Origin of the sequence: Neorhizobium fuzhouense (assembly GCF_042611105.1) — a bacterium.
GTDB classification, from domain to species: domain Bacteria; phylum Pseudomonadota; class Alphaproteobacteria; order Rhizobiales; family Rhizobiaceae; genus Neorhizobium; species Neorhizobium galegae_A.
Genome location: NZ_JBHFFP010000001.1, coordinates 635,594 through 661,949, shown reverse-complemented (window position 1 = coordinate 661,949; position 26,356 = coordinate 635,594). Strand labels below are relative to the sequence as shown.

Here is a 26,356-nt window from a genome sequence, read left to right as displayed (position 1 = left end):
ATGGAAGCGGAAGCAGCAAAGTTCATCGGCGCAGGTCTCGCATGCCTCGGCATGGCTGGTACGTCGCTGGCACTCGGCCGTATCTTCGGTGATTACCTCACCGGCGCACTGCGCAACCCCTCTGCTGCCGACAGCCAGTTCGGCCGTCTGGTATTCGGCTTCGCCGTTACGGAAGCTCTGGGCATCTTCTCGCTGCTCGTTGCTCTCCTCCTCCTGTTCGCTGTCTAAGAGCGGCCTGGACTTCGGATCACGGCCGTCTCGAAAAAGGCGCGCCGTGATTCTTCGTATTTGAATACCCCTGGAGGTGATGATGTTCGTGACACCGGCATTCGCGCAAGGCGCGCCGGCCAATGGCGATCCGAATGCAGCAACCGGCACCGCGCCGGCGGGCGAAGTGCATACCGAAACCGGTGTGGCGCATGACGCGCACGGCGGTGGCGTGTTCCCGCCCTTCGACCACACAACCTATTCGTCGCAGCTGCTGTGGCTGGTCATCACCTTCGGCTTTTTCTACTGGATCATGCAGAAGGTGGTCGTGCCGCGCGTTGGCGGCATTCTCGAACACCGTCATGACCGGATCGCACAGGATCTGGACGAAGCATCGCGCCTGAAGGCGGAAGCTGACGCCGCCGTCGAGACCTATGAAAAGGAACTGGCCGCTGCTCGCGCCAAGGCCGGCACGATTGCCGAGACCGCCCGCGAAGCCGCCCGCACCAAGGCTGCCGCCGACCGCGCCGCCATCGAAGCAGAACTTGCTGAAAAGCTTGTCGCCGCCGAAGCGAGCATCGCAACGATCAAGGCGCAGGCCTTTGCCGAAGTGGGTGCCATTGCCGAAGAGGCAGCCGGCGCCATCGTCGAGCAGCTGATCGGACCGAAGGCCTCTGCCGAGGACGTTCGGGCCGCCGTTGCAAGCGCCAAAGTGGAGGCCTGATCACCATGGCATTCGATGCAACATTCTTTGCCCTTGTCGGCCTCATCCTGTTCTTCGTGCTGCTCGCCTATGTGAAGGTGCCGGGCATGATGGCAAAGGCGCTCGACAAGCGCGCCGACAACATTCGTGACGAACTGGACGAAGCCAAGCGTCTTCGCGAGGAAGCCCAGGCGCTGCTGGCGGAATACCAGCGCAAGCGCAAGGAAGCCGAAGCGGAAGCCGCCGGCATTCTGGCATCCGCCGAACGCGAAGCCGCCATGCTGACCGAGGAAGCCCGCCAGAAGACCGAGGAATTTGTCGCTCGCCGCAACGCTTTGTCGGAACAGAAGATCCGCCAGGCCGAAGCCGACGCCATCGGCGCCGTGCGCGCCGCAGCCGTCGACATCGCTATTGCCGCTGCCGAAAAAGTCATCGCCGCCAAGGCCGATGCCGGCGCCCAGCAGGCGCTGTTCGCCGACACGATCAGCCAGGTTAAGACTCGCCTCAACTGAGATTTGCCTCCTGCGAAGATTTCCAAAAGGCCGGGCTTTTGTCCGGCCTTTTTGCATTTCGGTCGCCGTGATCCCACCTCGCCTTGCGCCAGCGATGCCCTCAATCCTCCCAACCTGGGCGGTATGGTCGACAGGACATAGGCCGATCCGGAGCGGGCTGCACGACCTTGATGAGCGAGCCGGGGCAGGCCCACGTCTGTGGTTTCTGACGTAGGGCGCGACCAATGGCCGAGCATCATCCTTAGTGGCGGCACCCCAACGGCCGCAAAAACTCAATCCTTGCGCAGCGGCCGAAAGGTCATGCGGTGCAGCGGGCAGGGGCCGGCGGCATCGATGGCGGCGCGGTGGCGGGCGGTCCCGTAGCCGGCATGGACTTCAAACCCGTAGCCGGGGTGGACGAGGCCGGCGCGCACCATCATCCGGTCGCGGGTGACCTTGGCAATGATCGAGGCTGCGGCAATCGAGACGGAGCGGGCGTCGCCCTTGATGACCGCCTTGCCGGGGCAAGAAAGGCCGGGCGGCACGTCGCGGCCGTCGGCAAGCACCATCGCCGGCGTGACGCTGAGGCCGGCAATGGCCCGGCGCATGGCATCAAGGCTCGCGCGCAAAATGTTCTTCTCGTCGATATGGCGGGGGCCGGAGGCGGCAATCGAGACATGGGCGGTCGCCAGGATGTCGTCAAACAGCCGCTCCCGTTCCTTGAGGCTCAGCTGTTTGGAATCGTTCAGCCCCTCCGGTATCCGCTCCGGATCGAGAATGACGGCGGCGGCAACCACCGGACCGGCCAGCGGCCCGCGCCCGGCCTCGTCGGTTCCGGCCACCGGCCAATGGCCGGCCTTTCGTGCCGCAAGCTCCAGGCTGAAATCCGGAACGGGCGGCGCAAGCTCGAAAAGGCTTGGAGAATCGGGTGGCGTGCTCTGTAACATGCGGCGGAAACTCGCACGCGCACCCGATCTCCTGCAAGCCCCGGCAAAGCGCTGATTGCGGCATCGCTTGAACCACCCAAGGGGAAGGGCGGCCCGGGGCTGTTCAGCACGGATTGAGGCGGTGGACCGTGCCGAATTTTTATGTCTCGCCGCCCGCCACCTTTCAGTGCGAGCGGTATTTGATCACGGCCTTCCTCAGACGGAGGACTGCAGGCCGAACGCTGTCAAACCCTTAAAGCAGCGACAGCTGGATGCCGGTTCCGGCCGGCGGAATAAACAGGTCGTCCCGCAAGGGCATGCCACGCCGGCCAAGGCCGAGTCGCTTGGTCGCCAGTTCAAAGCGCCGCGAGATCTGCCAGGCATAGGGACCCGCCCCCTTCATGCGCTTGCCGAACTCGGCGTCATAATCCTTGCCGCCGCGCATGGAGCGGACCAGCGACATCACGTGGCGGTAGCGATCCGGATAGTGTCGCAGCAGCCAGTCGCGAAAGAGCGGGCTTACCTCCAGCGGCAGACGCAGCAGCACATAGCTTGCCTCGCTGGCGCCGGCCGCCTTTGCCGCATCCAGAATGCGTTCGATCTCGTGGTCGTTGAGCGCCGGAATGACCGGTGCCACGAGAACGCTGGTCGGAATGCCGGCGGCTGTCAGCTTGCTGATCGCCTCCAGCCGCTTGGCCGGCGTCGAGGCGCGCGGTTCCATGGTGCGGGCAAGCTTGCCGTCCAGTGTCGTCACCGATATCCCGACCTTGGCGAGCCCCTTGGCGGCCATCTCGGACAGGATATCGATGTCGCGGGTGACGAGGGCCGACTTGGTGACGATCATCACCGGATGATTGGCCTTGGCCAGAACCTCGAGAATCTGGCGCATCACCCGCCATTCCCGCTCGATCGGCTGGTAGGGGTCGGTATTGGTGCCGATGGCAATCGTGCGCAGCCGGTAGTCCGGACGGCTCAGCTCCCGTTCCAGAAGCTTTGGCGCATCGGGCTTGGCAAACAGCTTGGCTTCGAAATCCAGTCCCGCGGACAGGCCCATATAGCTGTGGGTGGGCCTTGCAAAGCAATAGATGCAGCCGTGCTCGCAGCCGCGATAGGGATTGATCGAGCGGTCGAAGGGAATATCGGGGGATTCGTTGCGGCTGATGATCGTGCGCGGCTTTTCCACCTGCACTTCCGTCTTGAAGGGCGCAAGCTCCTCCAGCGTCTGCCAGCCGTCGTCAAACGCCTCGCGCCGTTCCGTCTCGAAACGGCCGCTGGGGTTCAGCCCCGCGCCGCGGCCGCGCCGGCGGTCGATCTCGATGCGCAGCCCCGAGGTTTCCACCAGGGCATCGGCAATATCTGCCGTATGGGCGGGCGCAAACGCGCCCTGCCGCAGCTGGTTCAGCTCGTTCATGGGAAACTCCTCGGCGTCACATCCCTGTTCGCCACGCCCTCATTGTTAAAGCCAAAAAGAGAACATTGCAAGAACAAAATCGCCATGTCAGTTTTGTGGCAATTCCTGTTGCGATGCGGTAAGCATGGGTCATGCTGAGTGTGCTGATGGAATGCCATGACCAGGAATCCCAACTGGCGCAGACCCTGTCTGTGCTGGTGGCAGGGGCCGTGGAGGGGCTGGTGAGCGATGTGGCCGTGCTCGATCACGGCTCGACGGATGCGTCCGCGCGGGTGGCGGATGCCGCCGGCTGCCGGTTTCATACCGGCTGGTCGATCGAGGAGGTGCTGCGGGCCACGCGCGGCGAATGGCTCTTTCTCATCGAGCCGGGCGCGCGCCCGCTGATGGGGTGGATCGATGAAGTGGCCGAGCACATCGCGCTCAATCGTCAGTCAGCGCGGTTTTCGCCGTCGCGCCATCATCGGCGCCCGCTGCTGGCGCGCCTCACCGGAGCGGCAAAGCCGCTCGAGCAGGGGCTGATCCTCGCCAAGTCGGAGGCGCTCGCGCAGGCGCGCACCGCCCAGCGTCTGTCGGATCTCGCCCGGGGGAGAAAGCCGTTTCGCCTCACCAGCGAAATGGTGCCGGCCTGGGCGGCACGCAGCTGAGGCTTCAAGCCTTGCCGCCGCGTTTCAGGTGTTCATCGAGGCGCGGCATGATTTCCACGAAATTGCAGGGCATGTGGCGGTAGTCGAGCTGCGCCTTCAAGATGCCGTCCCAGGCATCCTTGCAGGCACCGGGAGAGCCGGGCAGCACGAAGATGAAGGTGGCATTCGCCACGCCGCCGGTTGCCCGCGACTGGATGGTCGATGTGCCGATCTTGTCGTAGGAAATCCGGTGAAAGACCTCCGAAAAGCCGTCCATTCGCTTTTCAAACAGCGGCTCCAGCGCTTCGGGCGTCACGTCACGGCCGGTAAAGCCGGTTCCGCCGGTGGTGATCACCACGTCGATCTCGTCCATCCGCGTCCAGTCGCGCACGCGCTCGAAAATCGCCGTCTTGTCGTCGGGCACGATGGCGCGGGCGACGAGACGGTGGCCGGCCTCTTCGATGCGGGCCACCAGCGTGTCGCCGGATTTGTCCGTCTCCGGCGTGCGGGTATCGGAGACGGTGAGCACCGCAATGCCGACGGGAAGGAACGGGCGGGTTTCGTCGATCCGGCTCATGCGGCCTCTCCTGCAATCGTGGTGGTTGCCTGAACATACCAGGCGGGGTGGCGGCTCGTCAGGGTTCTTGCCGCACTTTGTGCCGCATCCGGGGTCGCATAAAGGCCAAAGCAGGTGGCCCCGGAGCCGGACATGCGCACCAGTGGTGCGCCGGTGTCGGCAAGCGCCTGCGATACCACCCCGATCTCTGAAACCGCAGCGCGTGCCGGAGGTTCCAGATCATTGCGCAAGGTCGCGATGAAGGACAGCCAGTCGTCATCGCTGCGCTCTGGCAGCGGCGGCACGGGCGCATTGTCGCGGCGTGTCAGGCGGCGAAAAATGTCCGGCGTCGATACCGACACCAGCGGATTGACCAGGACCATGAACAGCGCCGGAAGGTTTTCGACGCCAACAAGCTCCTCGCCGATGCCGCGCGCCATCAGCGGACGCGAGGAAAGGCACATCGGCACGTCGGCGCCAAGCGCAAGGGCCAAGTTCGCCAGCGGCTCTTTCGGAAGGCGAACCGACCAGAGGCGCTGGAGGCCGCGAAGCGTCGCTGCCGCATCGGCCGAACCGCCGCCGATCCCGGAGGCAATCGGCAGGTCCTTCTGCAGCGTAATGGCGACCGGCGGGGCCTCCAGCCCCAAAGCCTCTATGGCTGAGCGCAGCCGGTCGCGCGCCCGCACCACGAGATTGTCGGCCTCCGCCGAGAGGCTTTCGCCAAACCGGCCCGTCACGGCAAAGCTGTCGGATGTGCTCTGGCTAAAGGTGAGCGTGTCGCCATGGGTGGCAAAGGTCACCAGGCTGTCGAGAAGGTGATAGCCATCCGGCCGCCGCCCGGTCACATGCAGGCACAGATTGACCTTTGCCGGCGCCCTTTCGGTCACGCCGGCGGCCATGCTGTCTGGCGCCAGGCCGGATGCGGTCATGCCCGACAAGACAGCGTCAGTTGGCCGGGCCCGGCAGCTCCAGCACCTGGCCGGGATAGAGCCGGTTCGGATTGCGCTTCAGCTCCGGGTTGATCTCGATCAGCTCGCGGAAGCGGTCGCCGTCGCCCAGCGTGTCGTTGGCGATCTTCCACAGCGTATCGCCGGCACCCACGATGTAGTTCGACTTGGCGGCGGCTGCCGGATCCTGCTGCGGCACGGTGGGTGCCGTTGCGGCAGGCGAGGCCATGGCCGTCTTTACCGGCGGCGGGCCGGCTTCCACCAGACCTTCGCGGATCTTCTGCTCGATCTTGGGAATTTCCGTCAGTTCCGGCTTCATGGTCAGCGCCCGCTGCCACTGGTAGCCGGCTTCCAGCTTGCGCCCGACGCGCCAGTAGGCGTCGCCAAGATGGTCGTTGATGGCGGCATCGCCGGCGCGCAGCTGCACGGCGCGCTCCAGTTCCTCCACCGCCTCGTCGTAACGGCCGAGACGATAATAGGCCCAGCCAAGCGAATCGACGATGTAGCCGTCATCCGGGCGCAGTTCCACGGCCTTGCGGATGAGGTCCAATCCCTCTTCCAGGTTGCGGTTCATATCGACCCAGGAATAGCCGAGATAATTCAGCACCTGCGGCTGGTCCGGGTTCAGCTCCAGCGCCTTCTTGAAGTTCGGCTCGGCCTTGTCCCACTCCTTCAGCCGTTCATAGGCAATGCCGCGCTGGAAGAACACCGTCCAGTCGGTCGGGCGCGGGACCGGGCCAACCACCTCTACTGCCTTGTCATAGGTTTCGGCCATCGCCTTGTAGTCCTTGGCGTCGGACAGGACGCTGCCATAGGCGATGTAGCTGCGGATATCGGTCGGATCGCTGTCGATCAGCGATTTCAGGTGTTCGCGCGCGCCAGCGATATCGCCGGTCTGCGCCAGCGTGAGGCCAAGCTGCAGCTCGGAAATGCGGCGCATCGGCGAGCCTTCCGGCACGCGGCTGTAAAGCTCGATCGCCCGCTTGGGCTGTTCCATCTTTTCGGCAATGCCGCCGAGCAGGATCAGCGTATCGGCGCTTTTGGGGTCGAGCGCATAGGCGATCTGCAGGTAGAGCGACACCATTTCCTCGGCGCCCTGGCGGTTGAGCGCGCTGCCGACGGAAAACAGCACGGCTGCCGATCCCTCCGTGGCATTGGTCACCTGCTGCGGCGGCTGTTCGCCCTTCTCGATCGCCTGGCGCAGCGCCTTCAGCGGGGCGTAATTGGTGATCAGCCGCTCGGCCACGGAAATTGCATCGAGCGCCTTCTGCTTGTTGCCGTCGGTAGCTTCCAGCCGGGCGAGCGCCATGACGGCGCGCATGAAGGTGTCGGGCGAAGTCGCCACCGCCTCCTCGCTGGTGATCGCCGCCTTCAGATAGGTGCGGGCCGTGGCCTTGTCGCCGATCACGATGGCCATGGTGCCGATATGGTAATCGGTAAACACCTTGAACCACTCCGGCCCCTTGAGGCTCTTGGCGAGGCTCAAGGCATCCTTGCCCTTGCCGGCACCCACCTTGGCCCAGGCGGTCATCAGCGCCTGCGTCATGCGGTCGAGATCGTTGAGGCCCTTGTAGGCCAGGACCTTTTCGGCCTCGGCGTAGTCTGCCCGGCGGATGGCGTCCAGCCCGCGCACGATCTTCGTGATCCGGTCGACGGCGGTGTCTTCCTTCAGCGCATCCACCTGCTTCAGGCTCTCGTCGAACTCGCCGTTCATCAGAAGCGAGATCATCAGGCGTTCGCGGATGTCGACATTGGCCGGCTCGAACTGCAGCGCCTTCTGGTAGAGCGCAATCGCGGTTACGTAATCGTGATCGACATCGGCGGTGCGGGCGGCAAGGAAGGCGCCCGAAAAGCTGTTGACCTTCGCGGTGGAAAATTCCGGCTGGTCGAGGATGGGAGGGGCAACCGGCGCCGCCGCCGTGACGGGCGCCGGCTCGGTGGCCGGTGCAGGGCTGGTCGCCGGATTGGTCTCAGGCGCCGGGGCAGGCTCTGTAACCGGTGCAGGCTCGGTCACCGGCGGCTGCTGGGCCCGGGCCATGTGCGGCATTGCCTGCGCGAGCAGGAGCGCTGCCCCGAATGCCGTGCCCGATAGCAGACGATGGGCGAATTTCTGCCGCATGAAGGTGCCTCTCATGAAAAGCGGTGGGCGGCCGTGTGGCCGCCATGAATCCCGTGCCGATGATTCACCACAGAATGGCTTTTTTGGAGCAAATCCGCAAGAAAATCACCCCGGCACCCGACATCCACAGGAGAGTGCGCATGCCTCTCCTGACGGTCGTCAATTGACCCGGTCGATACAGAAGTCGATCACTTCCATCAGGGCCGCCTTCTGGGGGGTGGCGGCAAGCGGGGACAGGGCATCGCGGGCCATTTCGCCATAATGTCTGGCGCGGGTGATGGTGTCGCCAAGGCCATTGTATTTGGCGATGAGGCCGAGCGCCTTTTCAAGGTTCTCGTCGCTGCTGTCGCCCTGTTCGATGGCGGTTTTCCAGAAGGCGCGGTCTTCCGCCGTGCCGCGGCGATAGGAGAGGATCACCGGCAGCGTGATCTTGCCCTCGCGGAAATCGTCGCCGACATTCTTGCCGAGATCGGCCGCCTTGCCGCCGTAATCCAGCACGTCATCGACCAGCTGGAAGGCAAGGCCGAGATTCATGCCGTAGGATTTGAGCGCATTGCGGCTGGCCCGGTCCGTATTGGCGATGATTGGGCCGACTTCGGCGGCCGCGGCAAACAGCGCCGCGGTCTTGGCGCGGATGACGGAGAGATAGTCGTCTTCCGTGGTCTCCATGTTCTTGGCGACCGAGAGCTGCAAAACCTCGCCCTCGGCAATGACGGATGCGGAGGTGGCGAGCACGTCCAGCGCATCGAGCGAACCGACATCGACCATCATCTTGAAGGCCTGGCCGAGCAGGAAGTCGCCGACCAGAACGCTCGCCTGGTTGCCCCAGATCATGCGGGCGGTGGATTTGCCGCGGCGAAGATCGCTTTCGTCCACCACGTCGTCATGCAACAGTGTTGCCGTGTGCATGAACTCGACGCTGGTCGCAAGCTTGACATGGCCTTCGCCCTCGTAGCCGAACATCTGGGCGGAGGCGAGGGTCAGCATCGGGCGCAGCCGTTTTCCACCCGACGAGATCAGGTGATTGGCCACTTCCGGGATCATCTGCACATCGGATCCTGCCTTGGACAGGATCAGCTGGTTGACCCGATCCATGTCCGCCTTGGTCAGATCGACCAGCGGCTTCACGGATGCCTGCTTGTTTTTGCCCTCTTCGAGCGGAATAACGACGCCCAATGATGTGGCCTCCTGTTCAAATTTTGTGCCGGACAATAGAAAGGGGCGGATGGCCCGGCAAGAGGCAATCGGACGGATGACTGATAATTGAGGTGTTTTAAGCCCATGAAAGAACTGATCCGCACCAATGATGCGGTTGTGCTGTCCTTCTCCCAGAGCCTGCTTCAGGATGCGGGCATTCATTGTCTCATCGCGGACCAGTCCATGAGCATTCTGGAAGGATCGCTCGGCCTGTTGCCGCGCCGGCTGCTGGTGGAGGGCGACCGCATCGAGGCGGCGCGCCGCATTCTGACCGACGCCGGCCTGTCGGCGGAGCTCAGAGATCCGGGAGACATGTGAGCGATGGACAGGGCGATCAGCGAGACGGTCGACGCCTTCCATCGCGGGCAGTTCTTTCTGGTGCAGCCGCGCGATGGCGGGCACCGGGCGGGCATGGACGCCATGCTTCTGGCAGCCCTGGTCGATGCGGATCGTCCGGTGCGGGTGGCCGATCTCGGCGCCGGCGCCGGGGCCGCCGGTCTTGCCGTTGCCGCGCGTCTTGTCGCCGCCGAAGTGGTGCTGGTGGAGCGTTCCGCCGAGATGGCGCACTATGCCCGGCGCACGCTTGCCCTTGACGAGAACGCGTTCCTTGCCGCCCGCGCACAGGTGATCGAGGCGGATGTGACGCTGCGCGGCAAGGCGCGGATCGCGGCGGGTCTTTTGGACGATCACTTCCACCATGTCATCATGAACCCGCCGTTCAACGACGGACGCGACCGCAAGACGCCGGATGCGCTGAAGGCGGAGGCCCATGCGATGACCGACGACCTGTTCGAGAGCTGGATCCGCACCGCCGGCGCCATCATGGTGCCGGGCGGCCAGCTGTCGCTGATTGCGCGGCCGCAATCGGTGGGCGACATCCTTGCCGCCTGTGGCAAACGCTTTGGCGGGCTCGAACTGACGCTTGTCCATCCACGCCCGGGCGAGGATGCGATCCGGCTTCTCGTCACCGCCATCAAGGGATCCCGGGCGCGGGCGCGGTTTCGCGCGCCGCTCTTCATGCATGCCGACGAGGGCCACGCCTTTTCCCCCTTTGTCGACGATCTCAACAACGGCCGTGCCGCCTATCGCCGCACAAGCCGCTGAATGACGCGGAATTTATCCATGGCAACCATTGCGCCGGCCATTCCGTTGCATACATCCTCGATCAGCAACGTGATGAAGCAGGAGATGAAATGGCTGGTGTTTTGAAACGGTTGGTGCCGAAGCGGTTCCGCAAGGATGAAGGCATCGCCATTCCCGTCGTGCGCCTGCATGGCGCCATCATGACGGGCGGCAGCCAGTTTCGCCCGGCGCTCAACCTTGCAACCGTAGCCCCCATGCTGGAAAAGGCGTTTTCGCGCAAGGATGCGCCAGCCGTTGCGCTGTCGGTCAATTCTCCCGGCGGCTCGCCGGTGCAGTCGCGCCTCATCTACCAGCGCATCCGGGCACTGGCGGAGGAAAAGAACAAGCGCGTGCTGGTCTTCGTGGAAGATGTCGCCGCTTCCGGCGGTTATATGATCGCGATTGCCGGCGACGAGATCCTCGTCGATCCCACTTCCATCGTCGGCTCGATCGGCGTCGTCTCCGGCGGTTTCGGTTTTCCCGAACTGTTGAAGAAGATCGGCGTCGAACGGCGCGTCTATACGGCCGGCGAAAACAAGGTGATCCTCGATCCCTTCCAGCCGGAAAAGGAAGCCGACATCGAATATCTGAAAACGCTGCAGCTCGATATCCACAAGGTGTTCATCGACATGGTGAAGGCACGCCGCGGCGAGCGGCTGGCGGAAGAGGAAACGATCTTTTCCGGCCTGTTCTGGACCGGCACGCGCGGCGTCGAGCTTGGTCTTGTCGACGGGATCGGCGAAATGCGCGAGGTCCTGAAGCGTCGCTATGGCAAGAACACCAAGCTGGAACTCATCGGCGGTGCCCGCAGCCTCTTCGGCCGGCGCCTGCCGGGCGTGATCTCGGGCGAGGTTTCGGGCGCTCCTGGCATCGGATCCGGTGGGGAAATTGCTTCTGCTGCCGTATCCGGCCTTGCCGCGAGCCTCGAAGAGCGGGCATTGTGGAGCCGTTACGGGCTTTAAGTCCCGTTCGTGATTGTCAGGGAACGCGGTCCGTGTCTCCCCGAACCGCTTGCAAGGGGGAGAACCATCCATGCCGCAACTTCTGTTTCTCGCCCTCGTCATCGGCGGGGGCTGGTATTTTTATAAAAAGTTCGTGGCCGACGCCGAAAAGCTCGCCATCCGCCGGCGCGAGCAGGAGCGTGAGCGCCAGACCAACGCCATCGGCACGCTGGTCAAGGACGAGGTAACGGGCGAATACAGGGTGCGCCGCGACGACGAGTAGGGCGCCTAGCGACGCTTTTCGATTCGCGCCGCCCAGTCACGTCCTGCGTAGCTGATACACAGTACCGTGACGGTCATTGTTGTGTCATCTACCGTAAAGCAAACGACTGCTTTTGCACTGGCTGGAACCGCTCTCATGCCTTCCAGCACATCGTTTCGTATGCTGCCGATTTTCGGAAAGTCCGCCAGCTTGCCAATGAAGCCGATGATTTCGTCTATCTTCAGATGTGCGACGTGACGTCCGGCATATGCCGCGATGAAGTCCGTAATTTTCGAATAGATCTTTTTCGACCGAGGGATGCAGGATGATCCTGTAGCTCATCTGCGCTATCGATATTTCTCGTCAAGGCGAGCCTTTAGACGTGAAGACAAGGCCTCGGCGTTCCACTCCACCCATTCGTCTGCAGGCAGGTTGGCTCGGCGCCGGATTTCGTCGGCCATGCCAAGAAGTCCATCGTCCATCTGTCCAGCCTCATCATCGGCGTACAGCATCTTCTCGATGCCGGCCGATACCACGCTGTCTACGGACGGATAGCGTCCCTCTGTCACAAGCCGTTCGGCTGCACGCAACAGGGGTTCAGGAAGCTCGATCGTGGTCTTGACGTTCATCTTCGCTCCTTGCATCTCGCCGCTTCATTTTAGCCGAACTTTGCCTCCGTGTCCCGTCCTTTCCCCGCCGCACTTGACCCTTCCGGCCCGCCGTGGCACCAGACGGGCGACGTTTCATTGAAGTTCCGGATAGTGCCATGACCACGCCCCTTGCTCCGCATATGGACCCCAAGCGCTCCTTCCAGGCGCTGATCCTGACGCTCCACGCCTATTGGGCCGACAAGGGCTGCGCGGTGCTGCAGCCCTATGACATGGAAGTGGGCGCCGGCACCTTTCATCCGGCAACGACGCTGCGCGCGCTCGGGCCGAAGCCTTGGAAGGCCGCCTATGTGCAGCCGTCGCGGCGCCCGTCCGATGGTCGATATGGCGAAAACCCGAACCGCTTGCAGCATTACTACCAGTATCAGGTCATCCTGAAGCCGAACCCCTCGAACCTGCAGGAACTATACCTCGGCTCGCTCGCCGCAATCGGTCTCGATCCGCTGCTGCATGACGTGCGCTTCGTCGAAGACGACTGGGAAAGCCCGACGCTTGGCGCCTGGGGTCTTGGCTGGGAATGCTGGTGCGATGGCATGGAAGTCTCGCAGTTCACCTACTTCCAGCAGGTCTGCGGCATCGAATGCTCGCCGGTCGCGGGCGAACTGACCTATGGTCTTGAGCGCCTCGCCATGTATGTCCAGGGCGTCGACAATGTCTACGATCTCAACTTCAACGGCCGCGAGGGCGAGGAGAAGATCTCCTATGGCGATGTCTTCCTGCAGGCCGAGCAGGAATATTCGCGGCACAATTTCGAATATGCCAATACCGACATGCTGCTGCGACATTTCGAGGATGCCGAGCGCGAATGCGCAAGCCTGCTTGCCTTCGGCGCGCCGGGCGACAGTGCCAACCAGCGCCTGCACAAATGCGTCTTCCCGGCCTATGACCAATGCATCAAGGCCTCCCACGTCTTCAACCTTCTCGATGCGCGCGGCGTGATTTCCGTCACCGAACGCCAGAGCTATATCCTGCGGGTCAGAACGCTTGCCAAGGCCTGCGGCGAAGCGTTTCTGCTGACCGACGCCGGCGGTGTGAACATCGAAAAGGCTGTCGCCTGACGAAAGATAGCGGAGCGATCCGAAGCTGCTGCCATAGCGCCTTGCGTAGTACAAGAACCGAACATAAAGTACTCTGGGTTGTTTGGGGGTAGTATTATGAAGGTTCTCCGCAAGTTTTTTATCATCGCGTCGGTCACTGCAACTTTCGTCACGGCACAAGCGGCGCATGCAGAAGTATCCGAATGGATGTCAGGCGAAGTCGTCTTCAGATATGCAAAAAAGCTTGATGATCAGGGGCTGATCGTTACCAAGATGGAGTGCAAAGACAGTGGTTCGCGGGAACTTGGTGTTGAAAGCGCCCTTGTTCGTCTGCACTATAGCCAGAATACCAAGCACCTCGACTGGCAGATCGACGGCTGGAACAATCTGGAGGAGAACAAGAAATACTGGGCCGAAAAGGGGTACAGCCTCGCATCTTATACGACTTTCATCCGGGAGAAGTCTCGATTGAAGCTGTTCTGCACCGTCTATAACAGATGAGAGGCGGTGCTGACGGCGGCTGATGGTCAATCCGCCGTCAAAATCCCGAGCGAGGCCAGAAGCGCCTCGTGCTGGTCGCGCGTCACCACGGCGGCATGAAACGAGGCGAGGCTCGTCAGCTCCAGCGTATCGAAGCTTGCATGCGACAGGTCCGCATGGTCGAGCGTTGCGCCGACAAGATCGATATTGTGAAGGCTCGATCCGCGAAAGCTTGCCTCCGACAGATTGCAGCCCGAAAGGCTTGCATCGCGCAGGTCGCAACTTTCAAACACGCTTTCGCGAAAATCCGCTGCTGAAAAGACGGCATATTGCAGCTTGCATTTGCGGAAGGTGACGCCGCCTGCCAGAATCTGCGTGCGGATTTTCCGCTGGGTCTCGAGGTCGAGCCGAATGCCAGCGGCCGAACAATCGCTGAAGGTAGTCAGATAGGCGGTGCTGCCGATCATGGTGTTGAGGCTGAGATTGCTGCGGCGGATCTCTGCCTTGGAGAGATCGCAATAGCGCCACTGCGTGCCGGTCTCGCCCTCGCAGAACTGGCAGTCCTCGATGATCGTTTCGCGAAAGCTGCAATGGTCAAACACGCAGCCGAAAAACCGACAATTGCGAAACGTGGCTTCGTCAAACGCGCAGTTTGAAAACCGGCAATTGCGAAATTCCGCCTCGGCAATATGGGCCTCCTGCATCTCTTCCCCGTCGAAACGGGCGTCGATGATCGGGCCGCTGCCGGCCAGTCTGTCCTGAAGGGGCTGCATGCGGTTCCTCCTCCCGTCGGGCCTTTGCGCCAGACGCATGGTGCGCCGGGCGTTCTTCTTACAGGTCCGGTGCCCTGCTGCACAGCCTCCGTTGGGTGGCAAGCCAGCGCTGGCGGCTTGAAACCCGCGCGATGCCTTGCGTCATTCCTGCGGTTTGGGGCCAAAGCCTGTTGCCAGCCGGCGCGGTTTGGTGAACAAGCCTTGTCACGACATCAACCCGAAACGGATGCCCGTGCGCCTTTCGCCATGCTGCACCCATCCGTCCCGCGTGCCATCCGAGACTGACGAGACCGCCATGACCCCCGATAAGCAACTCGACAAGCTGACCATCCTTCCCCCCGGCCATCCCCTGACCGGCCATGTCGCGCCTCCCGGCTCCAAGTCGATCACCAATCGGGCGCTGCTTCTGGCGGGTCTTGCGCGTGGAACAAGCCGGCTGACCGGGGCGCTGAAAAGCGACGATACCCGCTACATGGCAGAGGCCCTGCGCGCCATGGGCGTCACCGTGGAGGAGCCGGATGCAACGACCTTCGTCGTGACCGGCACCGGCCGGCTGACGGCGCCGTCTGCGCCGCTCTTCCTCGGCAATGCCGGCACCGCAACGCGCTTTCTGACGGCAGCCGTGGCCTCGGTCGAGGGCACGGTGGTGGTGGATGGCGATGCGCATATGCGCAAGCGCCCGATCGCGCCGCTGGTCTCGGCCCTTAACGCACTCGGCATTTCCGCCGAAGCGCCGACCGGTTGCCCGCCGGTGACGGTCAAGGGCACCGGTCATTTCGCCTCCGGCCGTGTCGAAATCGATGCGGGCCTCTCCAGCCAGTATGTCTCGGCGCTGCTGATGGCCGCGCCGCTTGCCCCTGAAGGCGCCAATGCGCTGGTGACCGTGGCACTCACCGGCACCGAGATCGGCGCGCGCGGCTATGTGGACCTGACGCTGGATGCCATGCGGGCCTTTGGAGCTGAGGTCGAAGAGCTGGACAGCGCCACCTGGCGCGTCAAGCCGACCGGCTATACGGCCACCGATTTCCACATCGAGCCGGACGCCTCGGCCGCCACCTATCTCTGGGGTGCGGAAGTGCTGACCGGCGGCCAGATCGATATCGGCACGCCGGCGCAGGCCTTCACCCAGCCGGATGCCAAGGCCCATGCCGTCATTGCCGCCTTTCCGCACATGCCGGCCGTCATCGACGGCAGCCAGATGCAGGATGCCATTCCAACGATTGCAGTGCTTGCCGCCTTCAACGAAACGCCGGTGCGCTTTGTCGGCATCGCCAATCTGCGCGTCAAGGAATGCGACCGCATCCGGGCGCTGTCGACCGGCCTCAACGCCATTCGCGAAGGGCTGGCGGCCGAAGAGGGCGACGACCTCATCGTGTCTTCCGACCCGGCGCTTGCCGGCCAGACCCTGCCGGCTGAGATCGACACCTTTGCCGATCACCGCATCGCCATGAGCTTTGCGCTCGCCGGGCTGAAGATCAACGGCATCACCATTCTCGACCCGGATTGCGTGGGTAAAACCTATCCCGGCTACTGGGATGCGCTGACGTCGCTCGGCGTCTCCCTGCAGCGGGGATGAGGGCAGGGGACGCTCTGCTCCTCACATCGCAGCCTGTCATTTGGCATTGCCCGCGCGTCACGCTTTTGGCGTGGGAGCAGTGCCGCTGATTGCGGTCGGAATATGGGTCCTGGTCGACGCCTTCCTGATCCCGGGCATGGTGGCTCAGCACAAGAACAAGGTCCGCAGTGATCTCCTGCAACAGGCGCTCATCGCCGGCAGCCCGGTCCGGTGAGGCTTTGTGCCTGCATCGGCCCGTCGCCTGCATTTTGCGTGACTCGGCAGATGACTTTTGCCCGAGGGCTTGCTAAGTCCCGGCGCAATGTCATTTCTATTACAAGCCGAGTGCCATGCCTGATCTTCTGCTCGAACTTCGCTCCGAGGAAATTCCTGCCCGCATGCAGCGCAAGGCGGCCGGCGACCTCAAAAAGCTCGTCACCGATGCGCTGGTGGATCAGGGGCTGACCTATGAGGGTGCCCGCGAATACTGGACGCCGCGCCGTCTCACACTCGATATCCGCGGCCTCAATGCCCGTTCGGCCGATCAGCGCGAAGAGATCAAGGGCCCGTCCACCAAGGCGCCGGAACAGGCCGTGCACGGTTTTCTGCGCAAGGCGGGCCTGTCGGACGTGTCCGAGGCGCGGGTCGTGTCGGATCCGAAGAAGGGTGATTTTTATGTCGCCGTCGTCTCCAAGCCCGGCCGGCCGGCGGAAGAGATCATCGCCGAGGTAATGCCTGCCATCATCCGCACCTTTCCCTGGCCGAAAAGCATGCGCTCCGGCTTTGCCTCCATGCCGAAGGGCATGCGGTTCGGCGGCATCGAGGGCAAGGGCTCGGAAAGCCTGCGCTGGGTGCGCCCGCTGCAATCCATCCTCTGCGTCTTCGGCCCGGAACATGACGAAACGCAGGTGGTAGAATTCGAGGTCGATGGCATCAAGGCCTCCAACATCACCTATGGTCACCGCTTTCATGCGCCTGGCGCCATCACCGTGCGCCGCTTCGACGACTATGTGACGAGCCTTGAAAAAGCGAAGGTCATGCTGGATGCCGAGCGCCGCAAGGACGTGATCCTGCATGATGCGCGCGATCGAGCCTTTGCAAGCGGTCTCGACCTCGTGGAAGACGAGGGCCTGCTGGAGGAAGTCTCCGGCCTCGTCGAGTGGCCGCATGTGCTGATGGGCACCTTCGAGGAAGAGTACCTCGCGATCCCGGCCGAAATCATCCGCCTGACGATCAAGACGAACCAGAAATGCTTCGTCACCCGCCCACAGGGCGGCGAAGGCCTGTCGAACCGCTTCATCCTCGTCTCCAATATCGAGGCGAAGGATGGCGGTGACGAAATCATCCATGGCAATGGCAAGGTCGTGCGCGCCCGCCTGTCGGATGCCAAGCATTTCTGGACCCGCGACCAGGCCAACCTGCCGGATCTCGACACGCTGAAGGCCTCTGCCGAAAAATTCGGCCTGGACCTGAAAAAGCCGCTCGACCAGCGCATGGCCAAGCTCGACGCGCTGAACGTGACCTTCCATGCCAAACTCGGCACGCAGGGGGAGCGGGTGGCGCGCATTCTCGGCAAGGTCGATGATCTTGTCTCCGTGACGGGTGCGGACGGCGAGGCAGCACGGAGAGCAGGTGTCCTTGCCAAAGCTGATTTGCGAACTGAAGCTGTCGGAGAATTTCCCGAGTTGCAGGGCCTTATGGGCCGCAAATATGCCCTGCTCCAGGGGGAGTCGGCCGAGGTTGCCGCAGCTATCGAGGATCACTACAAGCCGCAGGGGCCGTCTGACCGCTTGCCGGAAGGTGCGGTGGGCCTCACCGTCGCGCTCGCCGACAAGCTGGATACACTGATCGGCTTCTGGGCCATCGATGAAAAGCCAACTGGGTCCAAGGATCCCTATGCACTGCGACGTGCCGCTTTGGGTGTCACGCGCCTGATCATGGAGAATACGCTCCGGTTGAAGTTGATGCCGCAGTTTGCGGCGGGACTTCAGTTGTATCGTAACCAAAAGGGTGAGCGGTTCGGATCGGTTGACGTTGCTGCAGACCTCCTCTCCTTCTTCCACGACCGCCTGAAGGTTTATCTCCGCGATATGGGCGCCCGCCACGATCTGATCGATGCGGTGCTGACGCCGGCTGCCGACGATCTGCTGCTGGTGGCTCGCCGGGTCGAGGCGCTGACGGCCTTCATCACCTCCGAGGACGGCAAGAACCTGCTGGCCGGCACCAAGCGCGCCACGCAGCTTCTGGCGGCGGAGGAAAAGAAAGGCGCGGTCATCGCCGATGGCGTCTCCGACGAGCTTCTGGTGCTGGACGCTGAAAAGGCGCTCTACACCGCCGTGCGCGCCGCCTCGGCCGAAGCGTCCGACGCCATCGTGCAGGAGGATTTCCGCTCCGCCATGCAGGCCCTGTCCAACCTGCGCGGCCCGGTCGATACCTTCTTCGAGGATGTGCTGGTCAACGACGAAAACCCGGATATCCGCGCCAATCGTCTGGCCCTGCTCTACGCGGTGCGCGAAGCCACCGGCACGGTTGCGGATTTTTCCAAGATCGCGGGATGATTGATGAAGGCCCTGCTTCGGCGGGGCCTTTGCATCTGCCTTCCAGTTTTCGGCTCTCTGGGCTAGAGTGATCCCATCAGTTCAGTGTTGGACGCTTCCCATGAACAAGCCCTTCTCGATCCTTCTCGATACACCGCTCGACCGCTTCGTCGATGAGCAGGTCGAAAGCGGCCGTTTTTCCTCGCCGCAGCAAGTCGTGGAAGCGGGACTTCGGCTGCTCGAGAAGGAACAGGCGAAACTAGCAGCTTTGCGCGATGCTCTGACTGAGGGTGAGAACAGTGGCCCTTCGGTTCCCTTCGACCCTGATGAGCTGATGGATTTGGCACGGGAGAGATGGAAGGCTCGTGGCTGAGGTCCGGCTTCGTCCCGCGGCGCGAAACGATTTCCTGGATATTGGCGACGAGACGCGAGATCGATGGTCGAAAGCCCAGGCAGAGCGCTATCTGAAAGAGATACTTGAGATGATTGCCGAGATCGGCCGTCATCCATTCGCGGGTGGCGAAGTGGACTGGGTGCGGCCCGGCTATCGGCGAAGGAGAGCCGGTTCTCACCTGATCTTCTATGTCATTTCTGGGGACGATCTGGTCGAAGTTGTCCGCATTCTTCATGAACGATCCGATATCCCGCGCCGATTGGACGTGTAAGACCATGCCCGCCAAAATCCTCGTCAGCGCCTGCCTTCTCGGCCAGCCGGTCCGTTATGACGGCAAGGGAAAGCTGCTGTCCCATGCGGCCCTCACGCGTCTGCAGGAGGAGGGGCGGGTGGTCGCGTTCTGTCCGGAGCTGGCGGGCGGCATGAGCGTGCCGCGCCCGCCGGCGGAAATCGAGGCGGGCCTGACAGGCGAGGATGTGCTTTTGGGGCGCGCGCGGGTGCTGGAGTTAACCGGCGGCGATGTCACCTCTGCCTTCGTGGCCGGTGCGCAGAAAGCGTTGACGGTTGCTATCGACCATCAATGCCGCCACGCGCTTCTGATCGACGGCAGCCCGTCCTGCGGGTCGCTCTTCATCTATGACGGTGCCTTTGCCGGGCGCCGGCATGCAGGGTCCGGCGTCACCGCCGCGCTTTTGCGGCAGAACGGTATTGCCGTCTTTGCAGGCGACGAGATCGAGCGGTTGCTGGCGGAGCTTGCCGCGTCCCCTTGAACGCAAAACGCCGGCCACGGGGCCGGCGCTCTTTGCATATGCGAGTGAAGATCAGCCGGCGCGGCGCATCTTCTGGCCCATCCCCTGCAGGTTGCCCGCCGCATCGCGCACGTCGCCGGTGCGGAAGCTGCGGATCAGATCCAGAAGGTCGCCGGTATCATTGGCCAGAACCTCGGCGGATGCCGTGGTTTCCTCGGCCATGGCGGCATTCTGCTGGGTGGCGCTGTCCAGCTGGTTCAGTGCCGCCGAGATGGAGCGCAGCGTGGTGTCCTGCTCCTGGGCGCTGTGCGAGATCTTGCCGACAATATCGTTTGCGCCTTCGATCTGGGCGGAAATGCGCTTCAATGCTTCGCCCGCCTGGGCAACCAGCTGCACGCCCTGTTCCACCTGGCCGGTGGAGCGGGAAATCTGGTCCTTGATCTCCTTGGCGGCAGCGGCGGAGCGCTGGGCCAGTTCGCGCACTTCCTGGGCCACGACGGCAAAGCCCTTGCCGCTTTCGCCGGCACGGGCGGCTTCGACGCCGGCATTCAGCGCCAGAAGGTTGGTCTGGAAGGCGATCTCGTCGATCACGCCGATGATCTTGGTGATCTCCGACGAGGATTGCTCGATGCCGCTCATGGCGCCGATGGCCTGTTCGACGATGCTGTCGCTCTGGCGCGCCTCGGTGCTGATCGTCTTCACGCGCTGGGCGGCTTCCCGGGCACCGTCCGCCGTCTGGCGCACGGCAACCGTCAGTTCGTCGAGCGCTGCGGAGGTTTCCTCCAGATTGGCCGCCTGGCGCTCGGTGCGCTGGGCAAGCTCGCTGGAGGCGCGGCGGATCTCTTCCTTGGAGACGCCGATATCGTTGCCCTTGAGGTTGACGCGGGCCATGGCCTGCTCGAGCCGCGACAGCGCATCGTTGAAGTTCTGCCGAAGGCCCTCGTATTTGCGTCCGAGATCGTTGCAGCGAATGGTGAGGTCGCCATCGGCCAGTTGTTCGAGTGCTGCTCCGATGGTGGCCACCACATGCGCCTGCTGCTCGGCCTCGTCGTGCTGGGCCTTTATGTTGCGCTGGCGCTCGGCATCCAGTTCCTGCTCCTGTGCCTTCTGGCGCTCGGCCATCGCATGGCGCTCGCGGATCTTTTCCTGCAGCGCTTTCGTGGCCTTTGCCATCATGCCCACTTCATTGCCCATGTCGGTATGGGGAATGGTTTTCGACGTGTCCTCGTCGGCCACGGCCCCCAGCGCATCGTGAATGGCGTTGAGCGGGCCGGTGATACCGCGAATGACGAAGAAGGCACCGGCCAGGGCCATGAGGAACAGCAGCGAGGAGCCGCCGACGGTTTTGATGATGTTGTCGCGCACCTCTGCCCTCAGGTCATCGGTATAAAGGCCGGTGACGACGACGATCTGCCACGGCTCGAACACCTTGCCATAGGCGGCCTTCGGGTAGCTGTAGTCGTTCGGGTCCTTGCCGGGCTTGGGTCCAATGAATTCGACGTAACCGCCGCCGGCGCGACCCAGCTTGACGAGGTCGTCGCGATACATGTTGCCGGTCGGGTCACCCTTGCCCTTGTTGCTCTTGCCGACGCTCGGAGAGGTGGGATGGAAGACCAGGACGACGTCATAGTCGTAACCGAAGAAATATCCGTCCGGCTGGAACTGCATCTTGTTGATGAGGGCATAGGCGCGCTTCTGCGCCTCTTCCTTGGAAAACTCTCCGGCCTTGGCGCGATCGTTGAAATCGCTCATCACCGATATCGCCGTTTCCACCTGCGTGCGCAGCATTTCATAGCGTTCGCGATAGATGGCGTTCGTCGAGGATTTGATCTGGAAGAAGGTGATGGCTGCAAACACCACCATCATGGCGCCCACCAGCAGGAACAGCTGGGTGGATATCTTCATGTTCTTCATTGGTACCACCGCCCTTGGTCGTCGCCGGGGGCCCATGGAACGGAGAGCGGGCGACAACATGTTTCGTTATCGCGCTCCTGCGCTTGACGGACGCTGACCACGCCCCACCGAGAGTTTTAGTCTTTAACTATAAATAAAGCTCTAATGGATCGATTATCCCTGTTCTCCTGCAGCACTGCGCAGAGAAAATCGCCCGGTGGGACAGTCCATCCTGCCGGATGGCAAGATGAAGGCGTCGGCTTTAAAGTGCCGGGCGCAGGGCCACGCCGGAGAAATCCGGGAGGGGAGCGGGAGCGGCAGACGGCAGGCGTGGCGCGGCCTGCGTCGGCGGTGCCGGCACGGCTGCCGTGGTGCCGGTATCCAGCGGATCGGAGGGCGCTGCCGGATCCAGGGGGGAGGCTGGCCTGGCGCGGGCGACGATCGCCTGTTCCTCCTTGTCGATCCAGACCGGGTTGAGGCTCACAAACGTGACCGGCGAGCCGCCCATCCAGGCTTCGGTGCGCAGCAGCACCGGCTTGCCGTTGCGCTCCTGCAGCGACAGGATCTGCTGGCCGGGCGCAAGCTCGAAGGGGGCCGTCATCGAGGGGCGGCGCCGCTCAACCGGCGGGCAGGACAGGCAGTCGAGCGTCACGATGCTTCCCGTCGGGCGTGCCGGTTCGGATGCCGCCGCAATCCGCTCGATCGAGCCGGCAGACGCGGGCGTGGCGGCAAGCATCATCAACAGCAATGGCACAGGGCTTGGCATCGGCGCGTTCCTTGATGTCGTGCCTTGATGTCTCGGGCTTCGACTTCTCGGAGCAAGGCTAGCGCCGTTTCCTTTCAAACCGGTCAGGGGAAGCGGTTAACGCTTCCTGAATGCCGGCAGCCCGCCTCACGCGTCCTGTTCGATGGCGCGCCAGCCGATATCGCGGCGGCAAAAGCCGTTGTCCCATTGCACCGCATCAACGAGGTCATAGGCGCGCGACTGCGCCTCCTTCACCGTTTCGCCAAGAGCGGTGAGGTTCAGCACGCGCCCACCGGTGGCGACAAGCCGGCCATCCTGAAGTGCCGTGCCCGCATGAAACACCTGTGCGCCGTCCTGCGCTTGCGGAAGGGACGCGATGGGCGTGCCCTTCTCATAAGTGCCCGGATAGCCCTTGGAGGCCATCACCACCGTCAGCGCCACCTCGTCGCGCCACTCGGCGCTCACTTGGTCGAGCGTGCCGGTCGAGGCCGCATAGAGGATCGGCAGAAGATCGCTTTTCAGCCGCATCATCAGAACCTGCGTTTCCGGATCGCCGAAACGCACATTGTATTCGATAAGTTCGGGACCTTTTTCGGTGATCATCAGGCCGGCGAAGAAAACGCCGGTAAACGGCATGCCGCTGTCGGCCATGCCGGCAATCGTCGGCTGGATGATCTCCTTCATGGTGCGCTCCACCATGTCGAGCGTCATCACCGGCGCCGGCGAATAGGCGCCCATGCCGCCGGTGTTGGGGCCGGTGTCGCCATCGCCGACGCGCTTGTGGTCCTGGGCAGTGGCAAGCGCCAGGGCGGTCTTGCCATCCGACAGGCAGAAAAAGCTTGCCTCTTCGCCATCGAGATAGGCTTCCACCACCACTTCGGCGCCGGCTGCGCCAAAGGCACCGGCAAAGCAGTCATCGACGGCCAGAAGTGCTTCGTCCAGCGTCATGGCAACTGTTACGCCCTTGCCGGCGGCAAGGCCATCGGCCTTCACCACGATCGGCGCACCCTGCTCGCGGATATAGGCTTTTGCCGGTTCGGCTGCGGTAAAGCGCTGGTAGGCGCCGGTCGGGATGTTGTAGCGGGCGCAGATATCCTTCGTGAAACCCTTGGAGCCTTCGAGCTGGGCGGCGGCCTTCGAGGGACCGAAGACGACAAAGCCGGCCTCGCGCAGGTCATGGGCGAGACCGGCCACCAGCGGCGCTTCCGGGCCGACGACGATGAAATCGATCGTCTTGTCGCGGCAGAAGGCGATGACGGCGGCATGGTCCTCGACGGCAAGCGCCACCAGTTCGGCTTCCTCGGCAATGCCGGGATTGCCGGGGGCGGCGTAAAGTTTTGTCATGAGGGGCGATTGCGCCAGTTTCCAGGCCAGCGCATGCTCGCGGCCACCGGATCCGATCAGAAGAACCTTCACATTCGCCCCCTTTAAAAGGTCTAGGATAAGCCTGCGCGGTTAAGGGGCGCGGGGAGAAAGGTCAAGGCTTTTGCCCGGTCACACAGGGGCCTTGCCCCTCCTGGGTCGCCAGATCCTGTGGAATCGCCCCCGCCGGCGTTGCCTTGCCACGATCTGTCGCTATGGTCGCGCCCGAACAACGAAGAGAAGATGCCCATGGCCGCCGACATCCGTTCCATTGCCGCAACCATTGCCGCCGAGATCAATGCCCGCCCGGACCAGGCGGTCGCTGCGATCGGGCTTCTGGACGAAGGCGCGACGGTGCCGTTCATCGCGCGCTACCGAAAGGAAGTGACGGGCGGGCTCGACGACACGCAGCTGCGCAATCTTGCCGAACGTCTCGTCTACCTGCGCGAACTGGAAGCCCGCCGCTCGACCATCGTCGACAGCATCGGCTCGCAGGGCAAGATGACCGACGAGCTGTCCCTGAAGATCGCGCGGGCCACGACGAAGGCCGAGCTGGAAGACCTTTACCTGCCGTTCAAGCCCAAGCGTCGTACCAAGGCTGAGATTGCCCGCGAGCGCGGCTTGCAGCCGCTGGCCGACGCGATCTGGGCCGACCGCAGCGCCGATCCGCATGCTTTGGCGGCCGCCTATCTCTCGGCAGACGTCGCCGACGTGAAGGCGGCGCTCGACGGCGCGCGCGATATCGTCGCCGAAGCCATCACGGAAAATGCCGACCTGTTGAAGACGCTGCGCCAGTATCTGCGCGACAATGCCACGCTGCGGGCAAAGGTGGTCGATGGCAAGCAGGAGGCCGGCGCCAAGTTTTCCGACTATTTCGATCATACAGAACGCTGGTCCGGCACGCCGGGCCACCGGGCGCTGGCCATGTTGCGCGGCTGGAACGAGGAGGTCCTGACGCTTACCATCGATGTGGACCAGGACGATCCGTCGCCGGTGAAGCCCGTGCAGCGCAAGATCGCTATTGCCTTCGGGATCGGCGAAAAGGGGCCGGGCGACCGCTGGCTGATGGATGTCGCCGGCTGGACATGGCGGGTGAAACTCTCCATGTCGCTGTCGCTCGACCTGATGCGCGAATTGCGCGAGCGCTCGGAAGAAGAGGCGATCCGCGTCTTTGCCCGCAACCTCAAGGATCTGCTTCTGGCCGCACCCGCGGGCTCGCGCGCCACGATGGGGCTTGATCCGGGCATCCGCACCGGCGTCAAGGTGGCCGTGGTGGATGGCACCGGAAAAGTGCTGGAAACGTCGACCGTCTATCCGTTTCCGCCGAAGAACGACATTCGCGGCACACAGGCGGAACTGGCCGGCCTCATCCGCAAGCACAATGTCGATCTGATCTCCATCGGCAACGGCACCGGCAGCCGCGAGACGGAAAAGCTGGTGGCCGACATGCTGGCGCAGTTTCCGGCAACCGCAAAGAAGCCGACCAAGGTGATCGTGTCGGAGGCCGGCGCGTCCGTCTATTCGGCCTCGGAACTTGCCGCCCAGGAATTTCCGAACCTCGACGTCTCGCTGCGCGGGGCCGTCTCGATTGCCCGCCGCCTGCAGGATCCGCTGGCGGAACTCGTCAAGATCGAGCCGAAATCCATCGGCGTCGGCCAGTACCAGCACGATGTCGACCAGCAAAAACTGTCGCGCTCGCTCGATGCCGTGGTGGAAGATGCGGTGAATGCCGTGGGCGTCGATCTGAACACCGCGTCCTCGCCGCTTCTGGCGCGCGTCGCCGGCCTTTCCCGTGGCATCGCCGATTCCATCGTTGCGCATCGTGACCAGAACGGCCCGTTTGCCAGCCGCCGGGACCTGTTGAAGGTGGCGCGTCTTGGCGCGCGCACCTTCGAGCAATGCGCCGGCTTCCTGCGCATTCCCGACGGCAAGGAGCCGCTCGATGCCTCGGCCGTTCACCCTGAAGCCTATGGCGTGGCCAAGAAGATCGTCGCTGCCTGTGGGCGGGACCTGCGTGCGCTGATGGGCGACAGTGCGGCGCTGAAGAAACTCGATCCGCGCCAGTTCATCGACGACACCTTCGGTCTGCCGACGGTGAAGGACATCATTGCCGAGCTGGAAAAGCCCGGCCGCGACCCGCGCCCGAGCTTCAAGACCGCAACCTTTGCGGAGGGGATCGACGAGATCACCGACCTGAAGCCCGGCATGACGCTGGAGGGGACCGTGACGAACGTTGCCGCCTTCGGCGCCTTCGTCGATATCGGCGTGCATCAGGATGGGCTCGTCCACGTCTCGCAGCTTGCCGATCGCTTCGTGAAAGATCCGCATGAGGTGGTGAAGGCGGGCGATGTGGTGAAGGTGCGCGTGGTCGAGGTCGACGTGAAGCGCAAGCGCATCGGGCTCACCATGCGAAAGGATGGCGGCGAGGCTGAAGCGCCTTCGATGCGCGAGCCGCGCGGCCCCGGCAATGCCATGCGCCATGCGAGCGCCAGGCCGGCCAAGGCCGAAACGTCCCAGCTCGGCGGGCTGGGGGCGGCTCTTGCCGAAGCCATGAAGAAGCGCTGAGGCCCGCCCGGTCCTGTCCTGATCAACTGCCTGGAACTTCAGCCCGCCAAATCCGGTTTGGCGGGCTGTCTGCGTGCGGGCTTGCGCCGAATT

29 protein-coding genes are annotated in these 26,356 nt (G+C 63.4%); 17 read left to right on the top strand and 12 right to left on the bottom strand.

Annotated elements, in window-relative coordinates; genetic code table 11:
- The 3 genes from ACEXP3_RS03345 to ACEXP3_RS03335 all read left to right on the top strand — a co-directional run bounded on the left by ACEXP3_RS03345 (window position 1) and on the right by ACEXP3_RS03335 (window position 1,422).
- On the top strand, window positions 1-228 hold the full coding sequence (locus tag ACEXP3_RS03345) for a F0F1 ATP synthase subunit C (protein WP_137132375.1): 228 nt from the start codon (window positions 1-3) through the stop codon (window positions 226-228).
- A 79-nt stretch (window positions 229-307) separates the two neighbouring features.
- On the top strand, window positions 308-931 hold the full coding sequence (locus ACEXP3_RS03340; RefSeq protein WP_377295963.1) for a F0F1 ATP synthase subunit B: 624 nt from the start codon (window positions 308-310) through the stop codon (window positions 929-931).
- 5 nt (window positions 932-936) lie between these two features.
- Complete coding sequence (locus ACEXP3_RS03335) at window positions 937-1,422, top strand: F0F1 ATP synthase subunit B (RefSeq protein WP_377295962.1); 486 nt, start codon at window positions 937-939, stop codon at window positions 1,420-1,422.
- A gap of 272 nt (window positions 1,423-1,694) precedes the next feature.
- Here the strand turns inward: ACEXP3_RS03335 and rnhB are convergent, their stop codons facing one another.
- Window positions 1,695-2,348, bottom strand: a complete 654-nt coding sequence (rnhB, locus tag ACEXP3_RS03330) for a ribonuclease HII (RefSeq protein WP_377295961.1) — start codon at window positions 2,346-2,348, stop codon at window positions 1,695-1,697.
- Between the two features lie 232 nt (window positions 2,349-2,580).
- Complete coding sequence (locus ACEXP3_RS03325) at window positions 2,581-3,738, bottom strand: PA0069 family radical SAM protein (protein ID WP_377295959.1); 1,158 nt, start codon at window positions 3,736-3,738, stop codon at window positions 2,581-2,583.
- Window positions 3,739-3,869: 131 nt separating this feature from the next.
- Between ACEXP3_RS03325 and ACEXP3_RS03320 the strand changes: the two genes are divergently transcribed.
- Window positions 3,870-4,382 (top strand): glycosyl transferase, encoded by a 513-nt coding sequence (locus ACEXP3_RS03320; protein ID WP_210103371.1) that lies wholly within the window; start codon window positions 3,870-3,872, stop codon window positions 4,380-4,382.
- Between the two features lie 4 nt (window positions 4,383-4,386).
- On the opposite strand, the gene moaB is transcribed toward ACEXP3_RS03320, so the two are convergent.
- The 4 genes from moaB to ACEXP3_RS03300 all read right to left on the bottom strand — a co-directional run bounded on the left by moaB (window position 4,387) and on the right by ACEXP3_RS03300 (window position 9,159).
- Window positions 4,387-4,938 (bottom strand): molybdenum cofactor biosynthesis protein B, encoded by a 552-nt coding sequence (gene moaB, locus ACEXP3_RS03315; RefSeq protein WP_377295958.1) that lies wholly within the window; start codon window positions 4,936-4,938, stop codon window positions 4,387-4,389.
- Window positions 4,935-5,846 carry a 4-(cytidine 5'-diphospho)-2-C-methyl-D-erythritol kinase gene (locus ACEXP3_RS03310; RefSeq protein ID WP_377295957.1) on the bottom strand — a complete coding sequence of 304 codons (912 nt, stop codon included), beginning with the start codon at window positions 5,844-5,846 and terminating at the stop codon, window positions 4,935-4,937. Before ACEXP3_RS03310 ends, moaB begins: the two co-directional genes overlap by 4 nt.
- A 16-nt stretch (window positions 5,847-5,862) precedes the next feature.
- A complete protein-coding gene (locus ACEXP3_RS03305) occupies window positions 5,863-7,983 on the bottom strand; it encodes a tetratricopeptide repeat protein (RefSeq protein WP_377295956.1) in 2,121 nt (706 codons plus the stop codon).
- Between the two features lie 159 nt (window positions 7,984-8,142).
- Complete coding sequence (locus tag ACEXP3_RS03300; RefSeq protein ID WP_210103367.1) at window positions 8,143-9,159, bottom strand: polyprenyl synthetase family protein; 1,017 nt, start codon at window positions 9,157-9,159, stop codon at window positions 8,143-8,145.
- 105 nt (window positions 9,160-9,264) lie between these two features.
- On the opposite strand from ACEXP3_RS03300, the gene ACEXP3_RS03295 reads away from it, so the two are divergent.
- The 4 genes from ACEXP3_RS03295 (at window position 9,265) to ACEXP3_RS03280 (ending at window position 11,526) form a co-directional block, all read left to right on the top strand.
- Window positions 9,265-9,498: a putative signal transducing protein gene (locus tag ACEXP3_RS03295; RefSeq protein WP_210103366.1), complete on the top strand. Its 234-nt coding sequence runs from the start codon at window positions 9,265-9,267 to the stop codon at window positions 9,496-9,498.
- A 3-nt stretch (window positions 9,499-9,501) separates the two neighbouring features.
- Window positions 9,502-10,284: a tRNA1(Val) (adenine(37)-N6)-methyltransferase gene (locus tag ACEXP3_RS03290; RefSeq protein WP_377295954.1), complete on the top strand. Its 783-nt coding sequence runs from the start codon at window positions 9,502-9,504 to the stop codon at window positions 10,282-10,284.
- Window positions 10,285-10,373: 89 nt separating this feature from the next.
- Entirely contained in the window at window positions 10,374-11,264 is an 891-nt protein-coding gene (locus ACEXP3_RS03285; RefSeq protein ID WP_377295953.1) for a S49 family peptidase, read from the top strand.
- Window positions 11,265-11,334: 70 nt separating this feature from the next.
- The gene (locus ACEXP3_RS03280) at window positions 11,335-11,526 is read left to right on the top strand and encodes a hypothetical protein (protein WP_377295952.1); all 192 of its coding nucleotides are present in this window, start codon (window positions 11,335-11,337) and stop codon (window positions 11,524-11,526) included.
- 5 nt (window positions 11,527-11,531) lie between these two features.
- Here ACEXP3_RS03280 and ACEXP3_RS03275 read toward each other — a convergent pair whose 3' ends face one another.
- Together ACEXP3_RS03275 and ACEXP3_RS03270 are read right to left on the bottom strand one after the other, a co-directional pair.
- Window positions 11,532-11,783, bottom strand: a complete 252-nt coding sequence (locus ACEXP3_RS03275; RefSeq protein ID WP_377296073.1) for a type II toxin-antitoxin system RelE/ParE family toxin — start codon at window positions 11,781-11,783, stop codon at window positions 11,532-11,534.
- Window positions 11,784-11,852: 69 nt separating this feature from the next.
- Window positions 11,853-12,134 carry a hypothetical protein gene (locus ACEXP3_RS03270; protein WP_377295951.1) on the bottom strand — a complete coding sequence of 94 codons (282 nt, stop codon included), beginning with the start codon at window positions 12,132-12,134 and terminating at the stop codon, window positions 11,853-11,855.
- 161 nt (window positions 12,135-12,295) lie between these two features.
- On the opposite strand from ACEXP3_RS03270, the gene ACEXP3_RS03265 reads away from it, so the two are divergent.
- Entirely contained in the window at window positions 12,296-13,231 is a 936-nt protein-coding gene (locus tag ACEXP3_RS03265) for a glycine--tRNA ligase subunit alpha (RefSeq protein ID WP_210104121.1), read from the top strand.
- Window positions 13,232-13,327: 96 nt separating this feature from the next.
- Window positions 13,328-13,711 (top strand): hypothetical protein, encoded by a 384-nt coding sequence (locus tag ACEXP3_RS03260; RefSeq protein ID WP_377295950.1) that lies wholly within the window; start codon window positions 13,328-13,330, stop codon window positions 13,709-13,711.
- Between the two features lie 26 nt (window positions 13,712-13,737).
- Here ACEXP3_RS03260 and ACEXP3_RS03255 read toward each other — a convergent pair whose 3' ends face one another.
- A complete protein-coding gene (locus ACEXP3_RS03255; protein ID WP_377295949.1) occupies window positions 13,738-14,463 on the bottom strand; it encodes a pentapeptide repeat-containing protein in 726 nt (241 codons plus the stop codon).
- Between the two features lie 295 nt (window positions 14,464-14,758).
- Between ACEXP3_RS03255 and aroA the strand changes: the two genes are divergently transcribed.
- From aroA to ACEXP3_RS03225, 6 genes are all read left to right on the top strand, one after another.
- Window positions 14,759-16,039, top strand: coding sequence for a 3-phosphoshikimate 1-carboxyvinyltransferase (gene aroA, locus ACEXP3_RS03250; protein WP_377295948.1), 1,281 nt, complete (start codon window positions 14,759-14,761; stop codon window positions 16,037-16,039).
- Window positions 16,040-16,118: 79 nt separating this feature from the next.
- Window positions 16,119-16,253, top strand: coding sequence for a hypothetical protein (locus ACEXP3_RS03245; protein WP_377295947.1), 135 nt, complete (start codon window positions 16,119-16,121; stop codon window positions 16,251-16,253).
- A gap of 115 nt (window positions 16,254-16,368) precedes the next feature.
- A complete protein-coding gene (gene glyS, locus ACEXP3_RS03240) occupies window positions 16,369-18,576 on the top strand; it encodes a glycine--tRNA ligase subunit beta (protein ID WP_377295946.1) in 2,208 nt (735 codons plus the stop codon).
- A 100-nt stretch (window positions 18,577-18,676) separates the two neighbouring features.
- Window positions 18,677-18,928, top strand: a complete 252-nt coding sequence (locus ACEXP3_RS03235) for a type II toxin-antitoxin system ParD family antitoxin (RefSeq protein ID WP_377295945.1) — start codon at window positions 18,677-18,679, stop codon at window positions 18,926-18,928.
- The gene (locus ACEXP3_RS03230) at window positions 18,921-19,220 is read left to right on the top strand and encodes a type II toxin-antitoxin system RelE/ParE family toxin (protein WP_210103356.1); all 300 of its coding nucleotides are present in this window, start codon (window positions 18,921-18,923) and stop codon (window positions 19,218-19,220) included. Before ACEXP3_RS03235 ends, ACEXP3_RS03230 begins: the two co-directional genes overlap by 8 nt.
- A 4-nt stretch (window positions 19,221-19,224) precedes the next feature.
- A complete protein-coding gene (locus ACEXP3_RS03225) occupies window positions 19,225-19,719 on the top strand; it encodes a 2-thiouracil desulfurase family protein (protein WP_377295944.1) in 495 nt (164 codons plus the stop codon).
- Window positions 19,720-19,770: 51 nt separating this feature from the next.
- Here the strand turns inward: ACEXP3_RS03225 and ACEXP3_RS03220 are convergent, their stop codons facing one another.
- The 3 genes from ACEXP3_RS03220 to purD form a co-directional block, all read right to left on the bottom strand.
- Entirely contained in the window at window positions 19,771-21,612 is a 1,842-nt protein-coding gene (locus ACEXP3_RS03220) for a methyl-accepting chemotaxis protein (RefSeq protein WP_377295943.1), read from the bottom strand.
- Window positions 21,613-21,853: 241 nt separating this feature from the next.
- Window positions 21,854-22,357 (bottom strand): plant virulence effector HPE1-like domain-containing protein, encoded by a 504-nt coding sequence (locus ACEXP3_RS03215; RefSeq protein ID WP_377295942.1) that lies wholly within the window; start codon window positions 22,355-22,357, stop codon window positions 21,854-21,856.
- Between the two features lie 126 nt (window positions 22,358-22,483).
- Window positions 22,484-23,752: a phosphoribosylamine--glycine ligase gene (gene purD / locus ACEXP3_RS03210; RefSeq protein WP_377295941.1), complete on the bottom strand. Its 1,269-nt coding sequence runs from the start codon at window positions 23,750-23,752 to the stop codon at window positions 22,484-22,486.
- Window positions 23,753-23,947: 195 nt separating this feature from the next.
- On the opposite strand from purD, the gene ACEXP3_RS03205 reads away from it, so the two are divergent.
- The gene (locus ACEXP3_RS03205; protein WP_377295940.1) at window positions 23,948-26,263 is read left to right on the top strand and encodes a Tex family protein; all 2,316 of its coding nucleotides are present in this window, start codon (window positions 23,948-23,950) and stop codon (window positions 26,261-26,263) included.
- The last annotated feature ends 93 nt before the right edge of the window (window positions 26,264-26,356 follow it).

Excerpts from the sequence above, each read along its gene's own strand:
- ACEXP3_RS03345 (WP_137132375.1), top strand. The coding sequence starts at position 1 with ATGGAAGCGGAAGCAGCAAAGTTCATCGGCGCAGGTCTCGCATGCCTC.
- ACEXP3_RS03340 (WP_377295963.1), top strand. The coding sequence starts at position 308 with ATGATGTTCGTGACACCGGCATTCGCGCAAGGCGCGCCGGCCAATGGC.
- ACEXP3_RS03335 (WP_377295962.1), top strand. The coding sequence starts at position 937 with ATGGCATTCGATGCAACATTCTTTGCCCTTGTCGGCCTCATCCTGTTC.
- rnhB (WP_377295961.1), bottom strand. The coding sequence starts at position 2,348 with ATGTTACAGAGCACGCCACCCGATTCTCCAAGCCTTTTCGAGCTTGCG.
- ACEXP3_RS03325 (WP_377295959.1), bottom strand. The coding sequence starts at position 3,738 with ATGAACGAGCTGAACCAGCTGCGGCAGGGCGCGTTTGCGCCCGCCCAT.
- ACEXP3_RS03320 (WP_210103371.1), top strand. The coding sequence starts at position 3,870 with ATGCTGAGTGTGCTGATGGAATGCCATGACCAGGAATCCCAACTGGCG.
- moaB (WP_377295958.1), bottom strand. The coding sequence starts at position 4,938 with ATGAGCCGGATCGACGAAACCCGCCCGTTCCTTCCCGTCGGCATTGCG.
- ACEXP3_RS03310 (WP_377295957.1), bottom strand. The coding sequence starts at position 5,846 with ATGACCGCATCCGGCCTGGCGCCAGACAGCATGGCCGCCGGCGTGACC.
- ACEXP3_RS03305 (WP_377295956.1), bottom strand. The coding sequence starts at position 7,983 with ATGCGGCAGAAATTCGCCCATCGTCTGCTATCGGGCACGGCATTCGGG.
- ACEXP3_RS03295 (WP_210103366.1), top strand. The coding sequence starts at position 9,265 with ATGAAAGAACTGATCCGCACCAATGATGCGGTTGTGCTGTCCTTCTCC.
- ACEXP3_RS03290 (WP_377295954.1), top strand. The coding sequence starts at position 9,502 with ATGGACAGGGCGATCAGCGAGACGGTCGACGCCTTCCATCGCGGGCAG.
- ACEXP3_RS03285 (WP_377295953.1), top strand. The coding sequence starts at position 10,374 with ATGGCTGGTGTTTTGAAACGGTTGGTGCCGAAGCGGTTCCGCAAGGAT.
- ACEXP3_RS03280 (WP_377295952.1), top strand. The coding sequence starts at position 11,335 with ATGCCGCAACTTCTGTTTCTCGCCCTCGTCATCGGCGGGGGCTGGTAT.
- ACEXP3_RS03270 (WP_377295951.1), bottom strand. The coding sequence starts at position 12,134 with ATGAACGTCAAGACCACGATCGAGCTTCCTGAACCCCTGTTGCGTGCA.
- ACEXP3_RS03265 (WP_210104121.1), top strand. The coding sequence starts at position 12,296 with ATGGACCCCAAGCGCTCCTTCCAGGCGCTGATCCTGACGCTCCACGCC.
- ACEXP3_RS03260 (WP_377295950.1), top strand. The coding sequence starts at position 13,328 with ATGAAGGTTCTCCGCAAGTTTTTTATCATCGCGTCGGTCACTGCAACT.
- ACEXP3_RS03255 (WP_377295949.1), bottom strand. The coding sequence starts at position 14,463 with ATGCAGCCCCTTCAGGACAGACTGGCCGGCAGCGGCCCGATCATCGAC.
- aroA (WP_377295948.1), top strand. The coding sequence starts at position 14,759 with ATGACCCCCGATAAGCAACTCGACAAGCTGACCATCCTTCCCCCCGGC.
- glyS (WP_377295946.1), top strand. The coding sequence starts at position 16,369 with ATGCCTGATCTTCTGCTCGAACTTCGCTCCGAGGAAATTCCTGCCCGC.
- ACEXP3_RS03235 (WP_377295945.1), top strand. The coding sequence starts at position 18,677 with ATGAACAAGCCCTTCTCGATCCTTCTCGATACACCGCTCGACCGCTTC.
- ACEXP3_RS03225 (WP_377295944.1), top strand. The coding sequence starts at position 19,225 with ATGCCCGCCAAAATCCTCGTCAGCGCCTGCCTTCTCGGCCAGCCGGTC.
- ACEXP3_RS03220 (WP_377295943.1), bottom strand. The coding sequence starts at position 21,612 with ATGAAGAACATGAAGATATCCACCCAGCTGTTCCTGCTGGTGGGCGCC.
- ACEXP3_RS03215 (WP_377295942.1), bottom strand. The coding sequence starts at position 22,357 with ATGCCAAGCCCTGTGCCATTGCTGTTGATGATGCTTGCCGCCACGCCC.
- ACEXP3_RS03205 (WP_377295940.1), top strand. The coding sequence starts at position 23,948 with ATGGCCGCCGACATCCGTTCCATTGCCGCAACCATTGCCGCCGAGATC.